The organism is Naumannella halotolerans (assembly GCF_004364645.1).
Classification (GTDB): Bacteria; Actinomycetota; Actinomycetes; order Propionibacteriales; family Propionibacteriaceae; genus Naumannella; species Naumannella halotolerans.
On sequence record NZ_SOAW01000001.1, the window covers coordinates 2082539 to 2102764 of the forward strand.

The following is a 20226-nucleotide window of genomic DNA, read 5'->3' on the forward strand; positions in this document are numbered from 1 at the left end:
CCGAGCCGACCGCTCGTGTGCTCAACCGGTGAACAGACTGCGCAGCTCGTCGGGATCGAGTCGGTTCGCCGATCCGGACCGGCCACCGATCACCTGGGTGAAGAGGTCGCGTTTGCTCTGCTGCAGCGCCAGCACCCGCTCCTCGATCGTCCCGGCCGAGATCAGCCGGTAGACCATCACCGGCCGCTGCTGCCCGATCCGGTGGGTACGGTCGATCGCCTGCTCCTCGGTCGCCGGATTCCACCACGGATCCAGCAGGAAGCAGTAGTCGGCCTCGGTCAGGTTCAGTCCCACTCCGCCTGCCTTCAGGCTGATCAGGAACACCGGCGCCTCACCCTCGCGGAAGGCCTCGATCACCGCCGCCCGGTTCTTCGTCGCACCGTCGAGGTAGGCGTGGGCGATGCCCTCGGCCGACAGCCGCTCGGCGACCTGTGCGAGGAAGCGGGTGAACTGGGAGAACACCAGGGCCCGATGCCCCTCGGCAGCCAGCTCCCGGACCCGGCCGAGCAGGGTGTCGATCTTCGCCGACGGTACGCCGGCCAGCCCGTCGTCGATCAGTTGCGGACCCAGTGCGAGCTGCCGCAGCCGGGTGAGTGCGGCGAAGATCTGCATCCGATTGCCCTGGGGATCGTCGAGCAGCCCGAGCACCCGCTGCCGTTCCCTCGACAACCGGGTCCGGTAGGCGCGTTGGTGGGCCGGGGCGAGCTCCACCCGGACCACCTGTTCGATCCGCGGCGGCAGATCGGCGGCCACCGATTCCTTCGTCCGGCGCAGCAGGAAGGGCCGGATCCGGCCACGCAGCTGGGCCAGCCGCTGGTCATCGTGGTCGCGTTCGATCGGACGCTGGTAGTCGGCGGCGAACTGCTCCGGATCATCGAACAACCCCGGCGCGCAGATCGACAGCAACGCCCACAACTCCATCAGCTGGTTCTCCATCGGGGTGCCGCTGATGGCGATCACCGAGTCGGCGCGGAGTCGGCGGACCGCCTGGTACCCCTTCGACCGATGGTTCTTCACCGTCTGCGCCTCGTCCAGCAGCACCACCGACCACTCGATGCCGGCGTACTCGGCCGAGTCCAGCCGCAGCAACGAGTACGTGGTGACGACCAGATCGTTGACCGCAACCAGGTCCGGCAGTGACTCGCCTTGACGACGCAGGGTGGACTCGATCGTCCGTACCCGCAGGTCGGGGGTGAACCGGGCGGCCTCGGCGGCCCAGTTGCCGACCACCGAGGTCGGCGCCACCACCAGCACCGGCCGCTGCTCCCCCGCCTCGCGGCGCTGCTGCACCGCGGCCAGGGCCTGTACGGTCTTGCCCAGTCCCATGTCGTCGGCCAGCAGACCACCGAGGCCGGCATCCATCAGCGCCGTCAGCCAGCCGTACCCCTGCTTTTGGTACGGGCGCAGGCTCGCCCGCAACCCGGCCGGCGGGTCGGGTGGCGGCTGCGGACTGTCCTGCACCAGGCGTTCCACCCGGCGGCGCCAGGCCGCGGCCTGCCGCCCGACCACCCCCAGAGCGACGAGTTGTTCGTAGAGCCCGAGTTGTTCGACACCGATGCGCAACTCACCGGTCTCGGGATCGGCCAGCCGACGTGCCTGCAGCATCAGGCTGCGCAGCTCGTCGAACTGTTCTCCGGCGGTGTCGACGACGAGTCCGTCGGGCAGCACCAACTTCTGGATGCTGCCGACCGCCTGCATCACCAGGCCGATCGGAACCTCCCGGCCGGCCACCCGGACCTCGACCTGCAGACTGAACCAGTCGGTCCTGCCGAGGTCGCCGACACCGACCTCGACCACCGGCGCATCGGTACTGCGGCGGTACTCGGGCAGATCGCCGATGACCACCACCTCGACCCCGGCCTCGGCGAGCAGCGGCAGCTGGTCGGTGACGAAGTCGGCAGCAGCCAGACCCTCCAGTTCGGCGGTGGCTGCCAGGTGCCCGTCGTCGGTGCGGGGCAGCCGAAGATCCGGGCGTTGCAGCCGACGGAGCAGTGCGGCCTCGGCATCATGGTCGCGGGCCAGCGGGTCGTCGGGATCCAGCGCCAGCCCCACGGTCAGGTCCAGCTCGGCACTGCGGTACCGATGTCCCCAGACCAGCCCGATCCGGTGTCCGCCCAGGTAGGTCAGGGTCAGTTGCAGCGCCGGTTCGGGGTCGGCCGGCAGCGGCACCGACGCATCGAGTGAGCCGACCAGGTTGCTGCGGCGGATCCGGGGAAGGTACTTGGCACGGAAGGCTTCCCGTTCCGCGGCCGGGATCCGCAGCGGGCGACCCCGCCGCGCCAGACCGGCGGTGACCGGGTCGGTACTGCGTTCGATCCGGTGCAGCCTGGCCCGTTCACCCTGGGTCGACCAGACCGCGACCGGTGGCTCGCCGATCATGTCCGCCCCGACGACCTGCTCACCGTGGCTGGTCGACAGTCCCGGCTGCAAGGACAGGCCGCCATCGGCCTCGGCACGCAGATCCACCCCCAGCAGCAGCGGCTCCTCGACCAGTTCGACATGGCCCTGCCTGCACCAGACCAGTTCCACCTCGGTCGCGGCGATCTCACCCAGCAGCCGCCAGGCGACCGGATCGCCGTTCAGCACCACCGGCGCATGGTCGTACCAACCGGTGTCGACCAGCAGCTGGCGCAGGCTGTTCAGGGTCGGCGCCGCGGGATGGGCGGCCACCGGCTGGTGCCGGTGTCGCAGATCGGCCCAGTCGATGCCGGTCCGTACCCAATTGCCCAGTCGGCCCCGCTGGACCGGGGTGAGGGTGATCCGGCGTTGTGCCCCGGTGCCCTTCCCCGGGTCGAACTGAAGTCCCAGCCGGGGATGCTGCACCCGTTCGTCCAGCAGCGCGTCCAGTTCATGGCGCCACTGGCCCAGTTGCCGCTGCGCGCTCAGCAGGGCGACGGCCGCGACGTGGGGACAGCCACCGGCCAGCGGACAGCTGCAGCCCTGGTGCAGCAGCGACCCGTCCTCGGCCAACCCCACCAGCACCTGGTACGGACGCCGCCCGCTGCCGGCCACCTCGGCCATCGTCAGACGGTCGCTGTCCTGCAAGCTGACCACCCGATCCTCGTGCAGGTAGCGCCGACCGCGCTCGAGGACCGTGGCGCCCAGCTGTCGGGCGAGCATCACCTCGACTTCTTGGGCGAGCGTCACCTCGACTGGATCCGACGGCACCTGTTCAGCCTAGAGGCCCCCACCGACCGAGCACCCCGACTGCGCACATGACAACGGCCCGCTCCCCCGAGGGAGCGGGCCGCCTGTCGCAGGACCGGTCGATCAGCGCAGACCGAGCTTCGAGGTGCAGGCCGGCCACTGGCCCCAACCGGCCTGGGCCTGCAGCTTCTTGCCCAAGCGGATCTGCTCGGCCTTCGAGTTCTCGTGCGGCAGACCGGATCCACCCATCGACTTCCAGGTCTGCTCGGTGAACTGCAACCCGCCGTAAAAGCCGTTGCCGGTGTTGATCGACCAGTTGCCACCGGATTCGCACTGGGCCAGTCGTTCCCAGACCGCGTCGTCACCGGGACCGCTGTCGGTCTGATTGCTCGAACCGGAACCGGAGGAGTCATCGGAATCGGACTCCGAGCTGCCCGATCCCGAGCTGCCCGATCCCGAGCTGCCCGATCCGGAGCTGCCCGATCCCGAGCCGGAGTTCGAGCTGGAGGACTCTTCTTCCTCCTGCTGCTCGCGAGTGCCGACGGCGACCCGCTTGTTCACCGGCTCGGTGAGCACCTTGGAGTCCTTCTCGGAACGCTTGACCTCCTTGCCGTCTTCGTAGACGACGTCGAAGGTGAGTTCGCGCTGACCCTTCTTGCCCTCGGCCAGGACCTTGGTCTCGCCCTTGTCCAAGCTCGAGCTCTTGACCTCTTCGGTCTTGAAGTCGATGTCCTTCTTCTGCTTCTCGGTCTTCTTCTCCACCTGGGTGTAGGTGATCTTCATCCCGTCGATCAGCGCCTCGTCGACACCCGGATCGACCTTGTCGTCGTCGTCGGCCTCGACCTCGGCAGCTTCCAGCGCGGCCTGCACATCATGGCCGTTCGTGTGCACCGTCTTCGACTTGCCGCGAACGACGACCTCGACCGACTTCTCGGTGCCGATCTCCAGCGCCAGACCCTCGCGCGGGATCTCGGTGTCCCGCAGCGGGGAGACCGAGGCGGTCTCGTCGTAGCCCAGCTCGTCGAGCGCCTCGGAGACGGTCAGCGCATTGGACCAGACCTGCGACTGCTCACCGTCGACGGTCAGGTCGAGCGGGCGGGCGTAGCGGATGGCGATCGTGGTCTCGCCGTCGATCGGAGCATCAGCGGCCGGTTCGACCACGTCACGCTCACCGAGTGCGATGCCGCTCTGTTCGAGGTAGGCACCGACCGTGGGCGCCAGGGTCCCTTCGGAGCTGACCACTCCATCGACCGACAACGACACCTGGTCGTTCATGGCGGCGTAGCTGGCCCCGGCTCCACCGGTGGCGGTGAGCAGGCCTGCGGCAACGAGTCCGACTGTCTTCTTCCACACGTTCCTGAGTCTAACTGAGAGTTTTTCAGTATCCCAATCGAGGGACCGCTTCACATGTTGCACACAGGGACCGGCCCGAGCGAGTTCGTCACCTCGCCCGAACGGTCCCGGGAACGAAACAGGGCCCGTCCCCGAGGGGAACGGACCCTGTGCCTGGTCGACGCCGGTTCAGAGCTGAGTGGCCGAACCGCCGGCGGCCTCGATCTTCGACTTCGCCGAGCCGGAGAACGCATGCGCGCTCACCTGCACCGCGACCGAGATCTCACCATTGCCGAGGACCTTCACCAGTTCGCCCTCGCGCACCGCACCCTTGGCGACCAGATCGGCGACACCGATCTCTCCACCGTCGGGGAACAGCTGGGCGATCTTCGCCACGTTCACGATCTGGTACTCGGTACGGAACGGGTTGTTGAAGCCACGAAGCTTCGGTACCCGCATGTGCATCGGCATCTGACCGCCCTCGAAGGCCTCGGGCACGTTCTTGCGTGCGCCGGTGCCCTTCGTACCGCGACCTGCCGTCTTGCCCTTCGATGCCTCACCGCGACCCACACGGGTCTTGGCGGTCTTGGCGCCCGGAGCCGGGCGAAGGTGATGAACCTTCAGTGCCATGTCAGTCGACCTCCTCGACGCTGATCAGGTGCGAGACCGTGTTCAGCATTCCTCGAATCTCGGGGCGGTCCTCCTTGACGGCGGTGTCCCCGATGCGCTTCAGGCCGATGGTCCGCAAGGTGTCGCGCTGGTTCTGCTTGCCACCGATACCGGACTTGACCTGGGTGACCTTCAAACGAGCCATCAGGAGGCCACCTCCTGCTTCTCGCGCGAGGCCTTCAGCAGTGCAGCCGGGGTGACATCCTCGACCGCCTTGCCGCGGCGCGCCGCGACGGCTTCGGGGGTCTCCAGCATCTGCAGGGCCGCCACCGTGGCGTGCACCACGTTGATCGCATTCGGCGAACCGAGCGACTTGGCCAGGACGTCGTGGATACCTGCGCACTCCAGCACTGCACGGACCGCGCCACCGGCGATCACACCGGTACCGGGCGAAGCCGGGCGCAGCATGACCACGCCGGCCGCCTTCTCACCCTGGACCGGGTGTGGCACGGTGCCCAGGATGCGGGGGACGCGGAAGAAGTTCTTCTTCGCCTCCTCGACGCCCTTGGCGATCGCCGCGGGCACCTCCTTGGCCTTGCCGTATCCGACGCCGACGGTGCCGTCACCGTCACCCACCACAACCAGTGCGGTGAAGCTGAAACGGCGGCCACCCTTGACGACCTTGGCGACGCGGTTGATCGCCACCACGCGCTCTACGAAATTGCTCTTCTCGGCGTCCCGGCCACGACGATCGTCCCGGCCGCGACGCTCGCCCCCGCGGCCACCGCCGCGTTGGGTTCCACTCATCGCTTGTTCCTCTCGTACCGCCCGGGGGCGGTCTCCGATTGTCGTGTTGTCAGAAGTCCAGGCCGCCGGAGCGTGCACCGTCGGCCAGTGCAGCCAGACGCCCGTGGTACTTGTTGCCGGACCGGTCGAAGACGACCGCCTCCACGCCCTTGGCCTTGGCCCGCTCGGCGAGCAGTTCGCCGACGCGCTTGGCCTTCTCGGACTTGTCACCGGTGGTGCCGCGCAGGTCGGCCTCCATGGTGGAAGCCGAGACCAAGGTGGCACCGGCGTTGTCGTCGATGACCTGGGCGAAGACATGCTTGCTCGAGCGGGTGACCACCAGCCGCGGACGCTCGGCGGAGCCGAAGATCCGCTTGCGTCCACGTACCTGGCGACGGTGCCGAGCGGCAGCCTTCGGTGCGGTGTGCTTGCCAGCATCCAGTGAGATACCCATCGTCACTTACCAGCCTTTCCAACCTTGCGCCGAACGTGCTCGCCGGCGTACCGCACACCCTTGCCCTTGTAGGGCTCGGGCTTGCGGAGCTTACGGATGTTCGCAGCGACCTCACCGACCGCCTGCTTGTCGATGCCCTGGACGCTGAACTTCGTCGGGTTCTCGACGGCGAAGGTGATGCCCTCGGGGGCCTTCACCACGACCGGATGCGAGAAGCCCAGGTTGAACTCCAGCTCGGTCGGGCCCTTGGAGATCACGCGGTAACCGACACCGACGATCTCGAGCTTCTTCTCGTAGCCATCGGTGACACCGGTGACCATGTTCGACACCAGCGTCCGGGTGAGACCGTGCAGCGAACGGCTGACGCGCTCCTCATCGGGACGCGACACCTCGATCTGGCCGGCATCGTTCTTGGCCACGGTGATCGGCTCGGCGACGACGTGGCTGAGGGTCCCCTTCGGGCCCTTCACCTCGACCTGCCGGCCGTCGAGCTTGACCTCGACTCCGGACGGAATGGCGATCGGGAGCTTGCCAATACGCGACATGTTCTTCCTCCTCTACCTTTCCGTCACCACACGTAGGCGAGGATCTCCCCGCCCACGTTCTTGTTGGTGGCGTCCCGGTCGGTCAGCAGACCCTGGGACGTCGAGATGATCGCGATGCCGAGGCCACCGAGGACCTTCGGCAACTGGGTGCTCTTGGCATAGACCCGCAGGCCGGGCTTGCTGATCCGGCGGATGCCGGAGATCGACTGCTCGCGGTTCTGGCCGTACTTCAAGGTGATCTCGAGCGACTTGCCGACCTCACCCTCGGCGGGTTCCTTCACCTCGTAGGAGGAGATGTAGCCCTCCTGCCGCAGGATCTCGGCGATACCGGCCTTGATCTTGGAGTGCGGCATGGTGGTGGAGTCGTGGTGCGCCTGGTTCGCATTGCGCACACGCGTCAGCATGTCTGCGATTGGATCAGTCATTGTCATGGCTGAGTTGCTTCTTTCTCGAAATGGTTTCCCGGCCCACCGCGGTGGACATCAGGGGACCTGTTCCGTTGGATTAGAGGGAGGTACGCCTCACCAGCTGGACTTGGTGACGCCGGGCAGTTCGCCACGATGGGCCAGGTCCCGCAGGCAGATGCGGCACAGGCCGAACTTGCGGAACACGGCCCTGGGGCGGCCACAGCGGTTGCAGCGGGTGTAACCGCGGACGCCGAACTTGGGCTTGCGGGACTGCTTGACCTTCAGTGCGGTCTTCGCCATCAGTAGATCACTTCCGTCGTGCGTAGGCCGGGCCGCTGCGGCGAGCCTTGGCCGGCTTCGGGTTGTCGTTGAAGGGGAAGCCCAGGTTCTTCAGCAGTGCCCGGCCTTCGTCGTCGTTGGTCGCCGAGGTCACGAAGGTGATGTCCATCCCTCGGCTCCGGTCGATCTTGTCGGGGTCGATCTCGTGGAACATGACCTGTTCGGTGAGACCGAAGGTGTAGTTGCCCTGGCCGTCGAACTGGTGGCTGTTCAGACCGCGGAAGTCGCGGATCCGGGGCAGCGCCAGGCTCAGCAGGCGGTCGGCGAACTCCCACATCCGGGTGTTCCGCAAGGTGACGTGGGCACCGATCGGCTGTCCCTCACGCAGCTTGAACTGGGCGATCGACTTGCGGGCCTTGGTCACCTGCGGCTTCTGACCGGTGATGGTGGTCAGGTCGCGGATGGCGCCGTCGATCAGCTTGGAGTCGCGAGCAGCCTCACCGACACCCATGTTGACGACGACCTTCACCAGGCCCGGGATCTGCATCGGGTTGGCGTAGTTGAACTCGTTCTGCAGAGCCGGTACGACCTCGTCGCGGTAACGCTGCTGCAGACGCGGCAGGGTGCGCTCGGTGGTGGTGGCGGTCATCAGATTTCCTCTCCGGTCTTCTTGGCGATCCGGACACTGCGGAAGGCGGCGTACTCCGAACCGTCGGGGCGACGCTTGGTCACCTCACGGCGCTCGTAACCGACCCGGCTGACGACTTCCTCGCCGTCCACCTTGACGACCAACTGGACGTTCGAGGCGTGGATCGGGGCCTCGGAGCTGATGATGCCGCCCTCGACCCGCTTGCCCTGCGGGGTCGCCGTCTCGCGGACATGGCGCTGGACCACGTTCACGCCCTGGACGACCACCTTGGTGTTGGTGGGGTCGACGGCGAGGATCTCACCGACCAGACCCTTGTCCTTGCCTGCGATGACCTTCACCCGGTCACCCTTCTTCACGTGCAGGCTCATGTCAGATCACCTCCGGGGCGAGCGAGACGATCCGCATGAACTTCTTCTCGCGAAGCTCACGACCCACCGGGCCGAAGATGCGGGTGCCTCGGGGCTCGCCGTTCGTGTTCAAGATGACGGCAGCGTTCTCGTCGAACTTGATGTAGGAACCATCGTTGCGACGACGCTCCTTGACGGTCCGCACGATGACGGCCTTGACGACCTCACCGCGCTTCACGTTGCCGCCGGGGATGGCGTCCTTCACCGTTGCGACGATGGTGTCACCGACGCCGGCGTAGCGACGACCAGAGCCACCGAGCACGCGGATGCAGAGGATTTCCTTCGCACCCGTGTTGTCGGCGACCTTCAGTCGCGACTCCTGCTGGATCATGTGTTGTGTCTCCTGGTTGTTTCACCGGTTCCCGCCCACGCACGTACCCCCACCACAGCGTGGAACGGGAACGCACCACAGCAAGGGCACGAGGCGAACAGGCCTGATGGAACGGACGATTGTGTGCGATGCTCAGAAAAGGTCCCCGTCGGCCGTTTCACCGTGAGATGTGACTCGGAGATCCGCGGGCACAGTCCTGCGCAACCGGTCAATCGTAACCCATCGGCCGCGCGGGATGAAATCGGGCCATCGGTAGGCTGCGGACGCACCGCCGGGCAACGCACCGCAACCCCGCTTTCGCGTCCGTCGCATCTCCGCCGAAGCACAGCCCCCGCCCGTGAGTCCGGTCACCTGCGCCGGGTGTTCTCGGTTACAGCTCGGCCACAGGCTTTGCGCAGCCCGATCACAGCCGGTTAGGGTTACCGACGTTAGGACACGCTTACCTGACGATCCCATGCGAAAACTCGTGGCGGTAGAGCAGTTCGCCCCCGCCACTCGTTCGAAAGTCGACCCATGCGCCGTTCCCGTTCCCTGTCCGCCATCGCCGCCATCGCGGCCTCCGCAGCGCTGCTCACCGCCTGCTCCTCCGGTGAAACCGAGACCCCCGCCGGTGACAGCTCCGCCGCCACCACGACGGTCCAGGTCGAGGACAACTTCGGCACCCAGACCGTGACCGTCCCGCCCACCTCGGTGGTCGCCACCGACAACCGCACCTTCGAGACCCTCTCGGACTGGGGCGTCCAGCTGGCCGCCGCACCGCGCGCCCTGATGCCGGAGACCATCGCCTACAAGAACGACGAATCGATCGTCGACCTGGGCAGCCACCAGGAGCCGGACCTGGAGGCCGTCGTCGCCGCCGAGCCAGATCTGATCATCAACGGTCAGCGCTTCTCCCAGTACCGGGAGGACCTGGCCACCCTGGCCCCCGATGCCGCGATCGTGGAACTCGACCCGCGCGACGGGGAGCCCTTCGAGGCCGAGCTGAAGCGGCAGACCACCGCGCTCGGACAGATCTTCGGCAAGGAGACCGAGGCCGAGCAGCTGAACACCGGCCTCGACGATGCGATCGCCCGTGCCCAGGCTGCCTACGACTCCGGTGAGACCGTGATGGCGGTGAACTCCACCGGCGGTGAACTGGGTTACCTGGCACCGAGCAACGGACGTACCCTCGGGCCGGTCTTCGACACCCTGAGCCTCACCCCGTCGCTGGAACTCGAGGGCTCCGACTTCCACGAGGGTGACGACATCTCGGTGGAGGCGATTGCCGAGTCCAACCCCGACTGGATCCTGGTGATGGACCGCGATGCAGCGGTCGGCAGCGACGAGGCGGACTACCAGCCCGCCGCGCAGGTGATCGAGGAGTCCCAGGCGCTGCAGAACGTGACCGCGGTGCAGGAGGGCAACATCGTCTACATGCCCGATGACACCTACACCAACGAGGGCATCCAGACCTACACCGAGTTCTACAGCAGCCTCGCCGACGCCTTCGAGGCCAAGGGCTGAGTGGTCCCGACCCGACCCGTCGACCGCGATCGATGACCGTCGCACCGGCCCCCGCGCAGTTGCGGGGGCCGGTGCCACGACGGTCACGGCCGAGCTCCAGGACTCCACTGCCACGATGACACCCACCTGATGACGATCACCACCACCACCGCCGCCCGCAAACAGCGGCTCTTCGACCCCAAGTTGCTGCTCGGCATCCTGGTCGTCGCCGCCCTCCTGGTCGTCTCCTTGTTCACCGGGGTCTATGACATCTTCGGCAACACCGATGGCGGTGAGATGTTCGCCATCACCCGGATCCCCCGCACCATCGCGCTGGTCCTGGCCGGCGCCGCGATGGCGATGTGCGGTCTGGTGATGCAGTTGCTGACCCAGAACCGTTTCGTCGAGCCCACCACCACCGGCACCACGGAATGGGCCGGTCTGGGGATGCTCACGGTGATGATCACCTTCCCCACCGCCGGTTTGAACCTGCGGATGATCGGCGCGATCGCCTTCGCCTTCGTCGGCACGATGATCTTCTTCCTCTTCCTGCGGCGGGTGACCCTGCGTTTCTCCCTGATCGTGCCGATCATCGGCATCATGCTCGGCGCCGTCGTCAGTTCGATCTCCACCTTCGTGGCCCTGCAGACGAACATGTTGCAGAGCCTCGGCGTCTGGTTCGCCGGCAGTTTCACCTCGGTGCTGCGGGGGCAGTACGAGCTTCTCTGGATCGTCGCCGCGGTCGGTGTCGTGGTCTTCCTGGCCGCCGACCGATTCACCGTCGCCGGGCTCGGCGAGGACATCGCCACCAATGTCGGGGTCAACTACAACCGGGTGATCTTCCTGGGTACGGGGTTGATCGCGATCGCGACCGGGGTGGTCACCGTGGTCGTCGGCAACCTGCCGTTCCTCGGCCTGATCGTGCCGAACCTGGTCTCGATGGTCCGCGGGGACGACCTGCGCAGCAACCTTTCCTGGGTCTGCCTGACCGGGATCGCCATCGTCACCGTCTGTGACCTGTTCGGCCGGTTGGTGATCATGCCCTTCGAAGTACCGGTCTCGGTGATCCTGGGGATCTTCGGTTCGGTGGTCTTCATCGCCTTGTTGTTGAGGCAGCGTCGCCGTGGCTGAGTCGACCCGTACCGCCGAGACGGTCTCCCACCCCGGTTCCGGTGCCCTCTCGGCCCCGGGTGCCGCCCGTCGCTACTGGCTGGTCCTCACCGCGCTGGCCCTGGTCGGCGGGCTCAGCGGTTTCGGCCTGCTCGCCTGGGACAATCCGATGCCGGTCGGCTCCCGCGGGTTCTGGTTGATCGCCAACCTGCGGACCGAGAACCTGATCGTGATGGCGGTGGTCGCATTCTGCCAGACCCTGGCGACCGTCAGCTTCCAGACCGTCACCAACAACCGGATCATCACGCCCTCGATCATGGGCTTCGAGTCGCTCTACGTGGCGATCCAGACCGCCTCGGTCTACTTCCTCGGTGCTGCCGGACTGGCGATGCTGCAGGGCGTACCCCAGTTCATCCTGCAGGTGTTGTTGATGGTCGGCTTCGCCCTGCTGCTCTACGGCTGGCTGCTGTCGGGCAGGTACGGGAACCTGCACGTGATGTTGCTGATCGGCATCATCACCGGCGGTGGCCTCGGGTCGGTCTCGGCCTTCATGCAGCGGCTGTTGACCCCGAGCGAGTTCGACCTGCTGGCTGCCCGGTTGTTCGGCTCGGTCAGCAATGCCGATGCCGACTACCTGCCGATCGCGATCCCGCTCTGCCTGGTCGCCGGGATCGCCTTGTGGTGGAAGGCCCGGAGCCTGAACGTGCTCGCCCTGGGCAAGGACGTCGCGCAGAACCTGGGGCTGCGGCACCGCACGCAGACCATGCAGGTGTTGTTCCTGGTCTCGATCCTGATGGCGGTCTCCACCTCCCTGGTCGGACCGATGACCTTCTTCGGCTTCCTCGCCGCGACCCTGGCCTACCAGTTCGCCGGCACCTACGACCATCGCTACATCTTCCCGGTCGCCCTGCTCACCGGGTTCTCGGTGCTGACCCTGGCCTACTTCGTGATGAACCACATCTTCTACGCCCAGGGTGTGGTCTCGATCATCATCGAACTGGTCGGCGGCTCGGTCTTCCTGATCGTCATCCTGCGGAAGGGACGCCTGTGATCACCCTCAACGAGGTGCAGAAGCGCTACAGCTCCGAGGTCGAGATCGGCCCGGTCAGCCTGACGATCCCCGCCGGCGGGGTGACCGCGCTGATCGGACCGAACGGTGCGGGCAAGTCGACGCTGCTGACCATGATCGGCCGTCTGCTGGACATCGACGCCGGCAGCGTGGAGGTGGCCGGTCACGACGTCAGCACCACTCCTTCACGGGAGCTGGCCAAGATCATCTCCATCCTCCGGCAGGAGAACAACTTCGTCACCCGGTTGACCATCCGGCAGCTGGTGGCCTTCGGCCGCTTCCCCTACAACCGGGGGCGGCTGACGACCGAGGACGAGCAGATCATCGACCGGGCGATCGACTTCCTCGATCTGGCCGAGTTGCAGGATCGCTATCTCGATCAGCTTTCCGGCGGCCAGCGGCAGCGCGCCTATGTGGCGATGGTGCTCGCCCAGGACACCCCCTTCGTGCTGCTCGACGAACCGCTGAACAGCCTGGACATGAAACATGCCCGGGCGATGATGCAGCAGTTGCGGCGGGCCGCCGACGAACTCGGCCGGACGATCGTGGTGGTGCTGCACGATGTGAACTTCGCCTCCCACTACGCCGATTGGATCTGCGCGGTGAAGGACGGTGTGGTCGCCGAGTTCGGCACCGCCGAGGAGATCATGACCGACGAGGTGCTGAGCCGGATCTTCGACACCCCGGTGCAGGTGATCGACGGCCCGCACGGGCGCCTGGCCGCCTACTTCTGATCCGCCTGCCCAGGGCCGGGTGAGAACACGCCGGTGAGAACCCGCCGGGGTGAGAAGCTGGGTCGGTGGACCGACGCCAGCTGACCCATTTCCTCGCGGTCGCCCATGCCGGCAGCCTGACCCGGGCGGCGGCCCATCTGCGGATCGCCCAGCCCTCGTTGTCCCACAGCATCCGGGCCCTGGAGACCGAACTCGGCACGCAGTTGTTCGAACGTCTCGGCCGCGGGGTGGCGCTGACGCCGGCCGGCGAGGCACTGGTGGAACCGGCCGCGCGTACCCTGCGTGCCTTCGAGATCGCCGCCAGCACGGTCCGCTCGGTCGACAACGACGAGTTCGGCACCCTGCGGATCATCGGCAGCACCCTGTGGGCGCTGACACCCCTGGTGCCCCTGGTCACCGAGTTCCGGCGGTTGATGCCGAATGTCCGGGTGAGCGTCTCCGATCCCGAACATCGCGACGACGTGCTGGAGCAGGTACGTACCGGCCGGGTGGATCTCGGCCTGTTGGAAGGTCCACCGCCGGCCGGTCGGTTCGCCAGTCAGTACCTGGCCGATCTGGAACTGCTGGCGGTCCTGCCACCGAACCACGCCCGGTCGGTCGACAGTGAGACACCGGTGACGATCGAGGAGCTGGCCGAGATCGGCCTGATCTCCACCCCGACCGGGACCGCCCTGCGCACCCACCTGGACCAGCGACTGGATCTGGCCGACCGCTCCGGTCAGGTGCAGATCGAGACCGCCCACCTCGCGGCCCTGGTGCCCCTGGTGCTCTCCGGTGCCGGTGCGGCACTGCTGCCCGAGGGCATGGCCGCCACGGCGATCGAGAAGGGAGCGACCGTGGTCGGGCTGGCACCGCCTTCGCTGGCCCGCGTCTCGCTGATCTGGCGAGCCGGGCAGCTCGACCCGCGGTCACGCACGATGCTCACCCTGGCGCGCGAGTTCTACGGCACTGTGGAGACCGATCAGTCCGGCGAACTATAGATAGCGTCTATACCTGGAACAGAAGACTGGTCTCGGTCACATCCTGGAATCCACTCCTCACAACGAATTAGGAACCTAACCTCTTCAGTGTCGTATCGTGCATTTCGAGATGAGGCACCGAAGGAGACAGCATGACCCTGACCAGCGAACCCCTCGCCCGCACCACCGGTGACACCCTGTCGGTACAGCAGCTGAACGGCCGGATCGGTGCATCCCTCAGCGGCGTTCGCCTGAGCGGTGACCTGGACCCGGCCACGGTCGCCGCGATCCGTGCCGCCCTGCTGCAGCACAAGGTCGTGTTCTTCCGCGGTCAGCATCACCTCGACGACGATTCCCACGCCACCTTCGCCGAACTGCTCGGCACCCTCACCACCGCCCATCCGACGGTCAACACCGGCAGCGCGAAGGTCCTGCGGGTCACCGCCAACCGGGGTATGGCGGCCAATGCCTGGCACACCGACGTCTCCTTCGTCGATCGCGTGCCGGCGATCAGCGTGCTCCGGCCGGTCACCCTGCCCGAGTACGGCGGCAACACCGTCTGGGCCAACACCGTCGCCGCCTATGACGCCCTGCCGGCGCCGCTGAAGGCCCTGGTGGACAACCTGTGGGCGGTGCACACCAACTCCTACGACTACGCCCAGCGCGACGAGGAGCATGACGAACCCGACGCCAACTACTCCCGCGCCGACTTCGCCGCGACGCCGCTGGAGACCCGTCATCCGGTCGTCCACGTGCACCCCGAGACCGGCGAGCGGGCGCTGTTGCTGGGCAACTTCGTGAAGGGCTTCGAGGGCTTCAACCACACCGAGTCGGTGCAGCTGTTCAACCTGCTGCAGAACCGGATCCAGAAGCTGGAGAACACCATCCGCTGGCAGTGGCAGCCCGGCGACGTGGCGATGTGGGACAACCGCGCCACCCAGCACTATGCGGTGGCCGATTTCGACACCTGCCCGCGGGAGATGCGACGGATCACCGTCTCCGGCGACGTCCCGGTCTCGATCGGCGGCGAGCGCTCGGTGATGCTGAAGGGCGACTCGGCGGTCTATGCCCGCCTGGACTCACTGATCAGCTGAGCGAGGATCGGCTGCGGGTCCGGGCACCGAGCCCGGACCCGTACCTGTCTCAGCCCAGCCACTTCTCCACCAGGTGGTCGGCGCTGACCCGCCGGATGGTGCCCGAGCGACCGCGCAGGATGATGCTCTCGGTACGGATGATCGGGCCCAGCTGATGCACCCCGGAGACCAGGCTGCCGTCGGTCACCCCGGTGGCGACGAAGAAGGTGTTGTCGCCCCCGACCAGTTCGTCGGCGGTGTAGACGTGGTCGAACTTCAGCCCGGCATCGATGCCGTGCTGCTTCTCCTCGTCGTCCTTCGGCGCGAGCACGGTCTGGATCAATCCGCCCAGCGCCTTCACCGCGCAGGCGGTGGCCACTCCCTCGGGGCTGCCGCCGATGCCCAGGCACATGTCGAACTGGCCGTCGCGGCTGGCGGCATCGATACCGCCGGCGACGTCGCCGTCGAGCAACAGGCTGGTCCCGGCACCGGCCTCGTGCACCTGGGCGATCAGCCCCGCATGCCGCGGCCGGTCCAGGATCGCCACCTTCAGCTCCCCGACCGGTTTGTCCAGGGCCTTGGCCAGCGCCCGCAGGTTCTCCCCCACCGGCTGCCGGATGTCGACCACGCCGATCCCGGCGGCGCCGCAGACCAGCTTGTCCATGTAGAAGACCGAGGAAGCGTCCAGCATGGTCCCGCGGTCGGAGGCGGCGATCATCGAGATCGCATTCGGCCGGCCGGCGGCGGTCAGCGAGGTGCCGTCGATCGGGTCCACGGCGATGTCACATTCGGGGCCCTCGCCGTTGCCGACGACCTCGCCGTTGTACAGCATCGGGGCCTCGTCCTTCTCCCCCTCGCCGATCACCACGGTGCCGCGGAAGTTGACCGTGGCGAGGAACTTGCGCATGGCATCGACCGCCGCACCGTCGGCAGCGTTCTTGTCCCCCTTGCCGATGAACGGCACGGCACGGATCGCCGCTCCCTCGGTCGCCCGGACGAGCTCCAGGGCGAGGTTGCGGTCGGGGTGCTGGTACACGTCGGCAGTCTCGGACATCAGCTGGTCACTCCGTCGGATCGCGGGCGGTACGGCGCCTCCGTACCCAGCGCCCATGCTACTGGTCGGCGACCACCGCTCAGCGGGCGGCTCGGACCGCCGCAGCGCGTGCGGTCTGCAGTGCCGTCAGCTCGGTCTCCACCTCACCCAGCAGCAGCCGCGAGGCGACCTCCTCGACCCCTCGACGCAGCTCGCGGCGTACCCGCCGGGCGCGTCGTGCGGCGCCGATCCCGGCGCACCATCGGCTGATCAGGGCCAGCAACAGACCGGCCAGCACCCCACCCACCAGCATCAGAGTCGGTACGGGAATGCCGAACTCACCGACCTGGACCAGCGGCAGGGCGCCGTCACCGATGTCGAACCGCAGGTAGTCCAACAGCGCCAGACCACCCAGCCAGAGCCCGCCGAGCACCGCCACGGCCAAGAACAGCCACTGGAACGCACCCGCCACCGGCCACCAGGGCGCCCGCCGGATCCGCACCGAGCGGGCCACGGTGGAATCGAGCGCATCGGCGACCGACCCGGTGGCGGCGACGACCCGGGCATTGACCTGTTCCCCGAGGGCCGGCGGCAGACTGGCCGAGGCCGCCGCAACGTAACCCCGGGCAGCCGTCGCGATCTGTGCGGTGACCGCCGGGGAGGCCGTCGGCAGGGAGGTACGGCGCAGCTCAGCCAGGTCCTCGGTGGTCGATGCCCCCTGGTCCGGGGAAGGTCGCAGACCGAGCGTCGCCAGCGGGTCCGCCCGCAGCTTCTGCACCCAGCGCAGCGGTGGCCAGCCGGTCGCCGCGACCGCATCGCGGATGCTGGAGACCCGGACCGCCTCGACCACCGCCGGCACACCGGCTGCATGTTCCATGGCGGTCAGCAGCTGATCCCGGGAACGGGTGAGCTCACCGCCACCCGTCGACGGTGCCGCCAGTTCCGCCTCGATCGCCGCGGCTGCCGCCCGTACCTCGGCCACCAGTCGGGCGGTGGCGGCCTCCCGCCGGCGCACGGCCCGGGCGATCAGCTCGGTCAGTTCCTCGATCCCCTGCCCGGTGACCGCGGAGGTACCGACCACGGTGGCCCGCAGGCCGTCGGCGGCGACCAGCCGCCGAAGATCGTCCAGACAGGCCCGCTGCTCGGCCGGTTGCAGCCGATCGAGCTGGTTCAGCACCACCACGATCACCTCGTCGCGGCCGGTCAGCCGCTGCAGATAACGGGTGTGCAAGGTGGCATCGGCGTACTTCTGCGGGTTGGTCACCCAGATCAACAGGTCGGCACGTTCGGTGACATGGTCGGCCCGGAGCCGGTGGTCGGCGACCACCGAGTCGTGGTCGGGCAGGTCCAGCAGCACCAGCCCGTCGGGATGGGCCCGGTCGACCTGGAGGTCGTGCCGCTCACTGACACCCAGCCAGTCCAGCAGGTCCCCGGCGCCGGCGCCGAGGGCAGCGGTCTCGGCGACCACACCGATCGGGTGGGCGGTGGTCGGGCGTTTGCTGCTGGTGGCGGCGAGTTCGGCGCCGACCAGGGCATTGAACACCGACGACTTGCCCGCACCGGTCTGACCGGCCAGCGCGACCACGGTGTGCTCGGCGGAGAAGTGGGTACGTTCGCCCGCCCGTTGCAGCACCTCGCCGGCACGGATGCGCACCGGCTCGGGAAGTCGGTCACCGGCAGCGGTCAACGCCTCCTGCAGCGCGCTGACCCGGTCGGCCAGGCTGGTCCGCGGCATCAGCGTCCCCCGCCGAACAGCCGTCTCCAGAATCCGGGGCGTTCGTCCTCCTCGGCGACGACCACCTCGGTCGAGACCGGTGCTTCGAGTTCGGGCTGTCCGCGCAGGCCCGCACCGCGCAACACCGGGCCGGGTCGTTGCACCCCTTCGGCGGGCAGCTGGGCACGCCGACCGGCCCGCTCGTCGGCATCGGCGGCCTCGAGCGCGTCGGCCGCCTGCCGCAGTTCGTCACCGGCGACTGCGGTCAGCCCGAGCGCAGCGACCGCGGTACGGGCGATCGCGGCATCGGCGTCCAGCACCGCCTGCAACCGGGCGTTCAGCCGTTCGGCCGCCTCCTTGGCCAGGCGGCGCACGGCATCATCACCGAAGACGGCCTCCAACAGTTTCTGCGCGGCGAGCGCCGTACCGCCGGCGATACCGACCTCCACCCCGGTCAGCCCGCCGGTGCTGGCGAAGACCACCAACATCAGGGCCACACCGAGGCCGTTGACACCGAAGCTGAGACCGCGAGCCAGGCCACGTTTGGCCGCACCCTGTTCGCTGACGATCTCCAGCACATCGGCCTGCCAACCGCGGATCTGCTCGGCGACGGTGGAGCGGAGTTCGGCGGTACTGACCCCGGTCACCCCGGCGGTCGCCGAGGCGTCGACCAGCAGACCGGACCCGGCGGGGTCCGAGCGCCAGGCCGAACGCACCCGCTCCCGGGCACTCTCCAGGGCGTCGATCATCACCGCTTCGAGTCCGTGGGCGATCGCCAGCTCGACCGGTCTGGCCGACGGCTCACCACCGCGCAGGAAGGAACGCAGACCGTCGCGTACCCGGCCGACGCCGCGGTCGATGGAGCGGATGAAAGCACTCGCGCCGACGAAGTCCTGCCACCGCGCCAGCACCTCCCCGCGCAGCATGGCACCGTCGGCGGTGGCCTCGACCACCTTCGCCCGGGCGTCGTCGTAGGCGCTGTCGACGATCTGCAACAACCGCTCGGCCGAGGCGTACTGCTCATCGGCGGCACTGGCGAGCTGCCGCAGGGATCCGGCGAGATCACCGATCACCCCGTCGCGGGTGGCGAGCGCGACCTGGTCCCGGGCACCGGCATCACCGCCGAGGTCACTCAGCCAGCCGGCGATCTCGGCGACCGCCCGTTCCGGCAGCAGACCTTGGTCGTCGAGTGCGCTCTCGGGTACCGAGAACAACGGCGCCGGGCCCAGGTCGTGGGCGTCCATCATCCGCCGCAGGTCGCCCACCACGGCCAGTTCCGAGCCCGGATCGACCCGATCGATGACCAGCGCGATCTGGGCATGTCGGCGGGCGGCGTCACCGAGCAGTTCCCACGGCACGGCATCGGCGTAGCGGGCGGCGGTGGTGACGAAGAGCCACAGGTCGGCGGCGGCGAGCAACTGCCCGGCGAGTTCCCGGTTGGCGGTCTCCACCGAGTCGATGTCGGGTGCGTCGAGCAGCGCCAGCCCGGGCGGCATGGCCGGGAAGGGGGCCAACCGCAGGGACCGTACGTCCTCGGTCCGGGTGCCGTCGCGGTCCGGTGCCGGGACAGCTCCGGCACCGGGCGAGACGGTACGGGTGTGCACCCGTTGCAGTCCGGGCAGGATCCGTTCCGGTGCGAACCACGGAGCATCGGCGGGGTGGAAGACCAGCACCGGCGAGCGGGTGGTCGGGCGCAGCACACCCGGGGTGGTCAGCGGCGCCCCGAGCAGGGAGTTCACCAGAGTCGACTTACCGGCTCCGGTGGACCCGCCGACCACCACCAGCAACGGTGCACCGTCGGCCCGCAACCGGGGCAGCAGATAGTCGTCGATCTGGTCGATCACCGATCGGCGTTGCCGACGGGCCTGGTCGACCCCGGCCCCGGCCAACGGCAGCGCGAGTGCGGCGAGCCGACCGCGGGCACGGTCGACGGCGCTGATCAGGCCGGGCCGTACCGCTGCGGCAGCCGGTACGGCCGGCTCCAGGGCGGGCTGCTCCCGCGCACTCGGCAACGGTGCTTCTGGCTCGGTCACAAGGCCATCCTGCCCGACCCCGGCTCACGGTGACCGGTCACCCGGCCGGCGCCGCTGTGATTCCTCGCCGGCC

At 68.1% G+C, this 20226-nt stretch carries 21 protein-coding genes; 6 read left to right on the forward strand and 15 right to left on the reverse strand.

Annotated elements, in window-relative coordinates; genetic code table 11:
- Positions 1–21 precede the first annotated feature (21 nt).
- From CLV29_RS09705 to rplN, 12 genes are all read right to left on the reverse strand, one after another.
- The gene (locus CLV29_RS09705) at positions 22–3168 is read right to left on the reverse strand and encodes a DEAD/DEAH box helicase (RefSeq protein WP_133754687.1); all 3147 of its coding nucleotides are present in this window, start codon (positions 3166–3168) and stop codon (positions 22–24) included.
- 102 nt (positions 3169–3270) lie between these two features.
- Positions 3271–4500, reverse strand: coding sequence for a resuscitation-promoting factor (locus tag CLV29_RS17035; protein WP_133754688.1), 1230 nt, complete (start codon positions 4498–4500; stop codon positions 3271–3273).
- 168 nt (positions 4501–4668) lie between these two features.
- Positions 4669–5109 carry a 50S ribosomal protein L15 gene (gene rplO / locus CLV29_RS09715; protein ID WP_133754689.1) on the reverse strand — a complete coding sequence of 147 codons (441 nt, stop codon included), beginning with the start codon at positions 5107–5109 and terminating at the stop codon, positions 4669–4671.
- Position 5110: 1 nt separating this feature from the next.
- Positions 5111–5293, reverse strand: coding sequence for a 50S ribosomal protein L30 (rpmD, locus tag CLV29_RS09720; RefSeq protein WP_133754690.1), 183 nt, complete (start codon positions 5291–5293; stop codon positions 5111–5113).
- Positions 5293–5895 carry a 30S ribosomal protein S5 gene (gene rpsE, locus CLV29_RS09725; protein ID WP_133754691.1) on the reverse strand — a complete coding sequence of 201 codons (603 nt, stop codon included), beginning with the start codon at positions 5893–5895 and terminating at the stop codon, positions 5293–5295. Before rpsE ends, rpmD begins: the two co-directional genes overlap by 1 nt.
- A gap of 49 nt (positions 5896–5944) precedes the next feature.
- Positions 5945–6328 (reverse strand): 50S ribosomal protein L18, encoded by a 384-nt coding sequence (gene rplR / locus CLV29_RS09730; protein WP_133754692.1) that lies wholly within the window; start codon positions 6326–6328, stop codon positions 5945–5947.
- A gap of 2 nt (positions 6329–6330) precedes the next feature.
- Entirely contained in the window at positions 6331–6873 is a 543-nt protein-coding gene (rplF, locus tag CLV29_RS09735; protein WP_133754693.1) for a 50S ribosomal protein L6, read from the reverse strand.
- Positions 6874–6896: 23 nt separating this feature from the next.
- Positions 6897–7304: a 30S ribosomal protein S8 gene (rpsH, locus tag CLV29_RS09740; RefSeq protein WP_133754694.1), complete on the reverse strand. Its 408-nt coding sequence runs from the start codon at positions 7302–7304 to the stop codon at positions 6897–6899.
- 90 nt (positions 7305–7394) lie between these two features.
- On the reverse strand, positions 7395–7580 hold the full coding sequence (locus CLV29_RS09745) for a type Z 30S ribosomal protein S14 (protein WP_133754695.1): 186 nt from the start codon (positions 7578–7580) through the stop codon (positions 7395–7397).
- A 7-nt stretch (positions 7581–7587) separates the two neighbouring features.
- Positions 7588–8208 (reverse strand): 50S ribosomal protein L5, encoded by a 621-nt coding sequence (gene rplE, locus CLV29_RS09750; RefSeq protein WP_133754696.1) that lies wholly within the window; start codon positions 8206–8208, stop codon positions 7588–7590.
- Positions 8208–8576: a 50S ribosomal protein L24 gene (rplX, locus tag CLV29_RS09755; RefSeq protein WP_133754697.1), complete on the reverse strand. Its 369-nt coding sequence runs from the start codon at positions 8574–8576 to the stop codon at positions 8208–8210. The genes rplE and rplX overlap by 1 nt, the downstream gene beginning before the upstream one ends.
- Position 8577: 1 nt before the next feature.
- Entirely contained in the window at positions 8578–8946 is a 369-nt protein-coding gene (gene rplN, locus CLV29_RS09760) for a 50S ribosomal protein L14 (protein WP_133754698.1), read from the reverse strand.
- A 513-nt stretch (positions 8947–9459) separates the two neighbouring features.
- On the opposite strand from rplN, the gene CLV29_RS09765 reads away from it, so the two are divergent.
- From CLV29_RS09765 to CLV29_RS09790, 6 genes are all read left to right on the forward strand, one after another.
- Entirely contained in the window at positions 9460–10449 is a 990-nt protein-coding gene (locus CLV29_RS09765) for a siderophore ABC transporter substrate-binding protein (protein WP_133754699.1), read from the forward strand.
- A gap of 129 nt (positions 10450–10578) precedes the next feature.
- Positions 10579–11559, forward strand: a complete 981-nt coding sequence (locus CLV29_RS09770) for an ABC transporter permease (RefSeq protein ID WP_133754700.1) — start codon at positions 10579–10581, stop codon at positions 11557–11559.
- Positions 11552–12589: an iron chelate uptake ABC transporter family permease subunit gene (locus tag CLV29_RS09775; protein ID WP_208292829.1), complete on the forward strand. Its 1038-nt coding sequence runs from the start codon at positions 11552–11554 to the stop codon at positions 12587–12589. The genes CLV29_RS09770 and CLV29_RS09775 overlap by 8 nt, the downstream gene beginning before the upstream one ends.
- Positions 12586–13341: an iron ABC transporter ATP-binding protein gene (locus CLV29_RS09780; protein ID WP_133754701.1), complete on the forward strand. Its 756-nt coding sequence runs from the start codon at positions 12586–12588 to the stop codon at positions 13339–13341. The genes CLV29_RS09775 and CLV29_RS09780 overlap by 4 nt, the downstream gene beginning before the upstream one ends.
- Before the next feature lie 65 nt (positions 13342–13406).
- Positions 13407–14321 (forward strand): LysR family transcriptional regulator, encoded by a 915-nt coding sequence (locus CLV29_RS09785; protein ID WP_133754702.1) that lies wholly within the window; start codon positions 13407–13409, stop codon positions 14319–14321.
- Between the two features lie 131 nt (positions 14322–14452).
- Positions 14453–15394 carry a TauD/TfdA dioxygenase family protein gene (locus CLV29_RS09790; protein ID WP_133754703.1) on the forward strand — a complete coding sequence of 314 codons (942 nt, stop codon included), beginning with the start codon at positions 14453–14455 and terminating at the stop codon, positions 15392–15394.
- 49 nt (positions 15395–15443) lie between these two features.
- Here the strand turns inward: CLV29_RS09790 and glpX are convergent, their stop codons facing one another.
- The 3 genes from glpX to CLV29_RS09805 all read right to left on the reverse strand — a co-directional run bounded on the left by glpX (position 15444) and on the right by CLV29_RS09805 (position 20153).
- A complete protein-coding gene (glpX, locus tag CLV29_RS09795) occupies positions 15444–16427 on the reverse strand; it encodes a class II fructose-bisphosphatase (protein ID WP_208292830.1) in 984 nt (327 codons plus the stop codon).
- A gap of 79 nt (positions 16428–16506) precedes the next feature.
- The gene (locus tag CLV29_RS09800) at positions 16507–18141 is read right to left on the reverse strand and encodes a GTPase family protein (RefSeq protein WP_133754704.1); all 1635 of its coding nucleotides are present in this window, start codon (positions 18139–18141) and stop codon (positions 16507–16509) included.
- Complete coding sequence (locus CLV29_RS09805) at positions 18141–20153, reverse strand: dynamin family protein (protein WP_133754705.1); 2013 nt, start codon at positions 20151–20153, stop codon at positions 18141–18143. The genes CLV29_RS09800 and CLV29_RS09805 overlap by 1 nt, the downstream gene beginning before the upstream one ends.
- Positions 20154–20226: the final 73 nt, after the last annotated feature.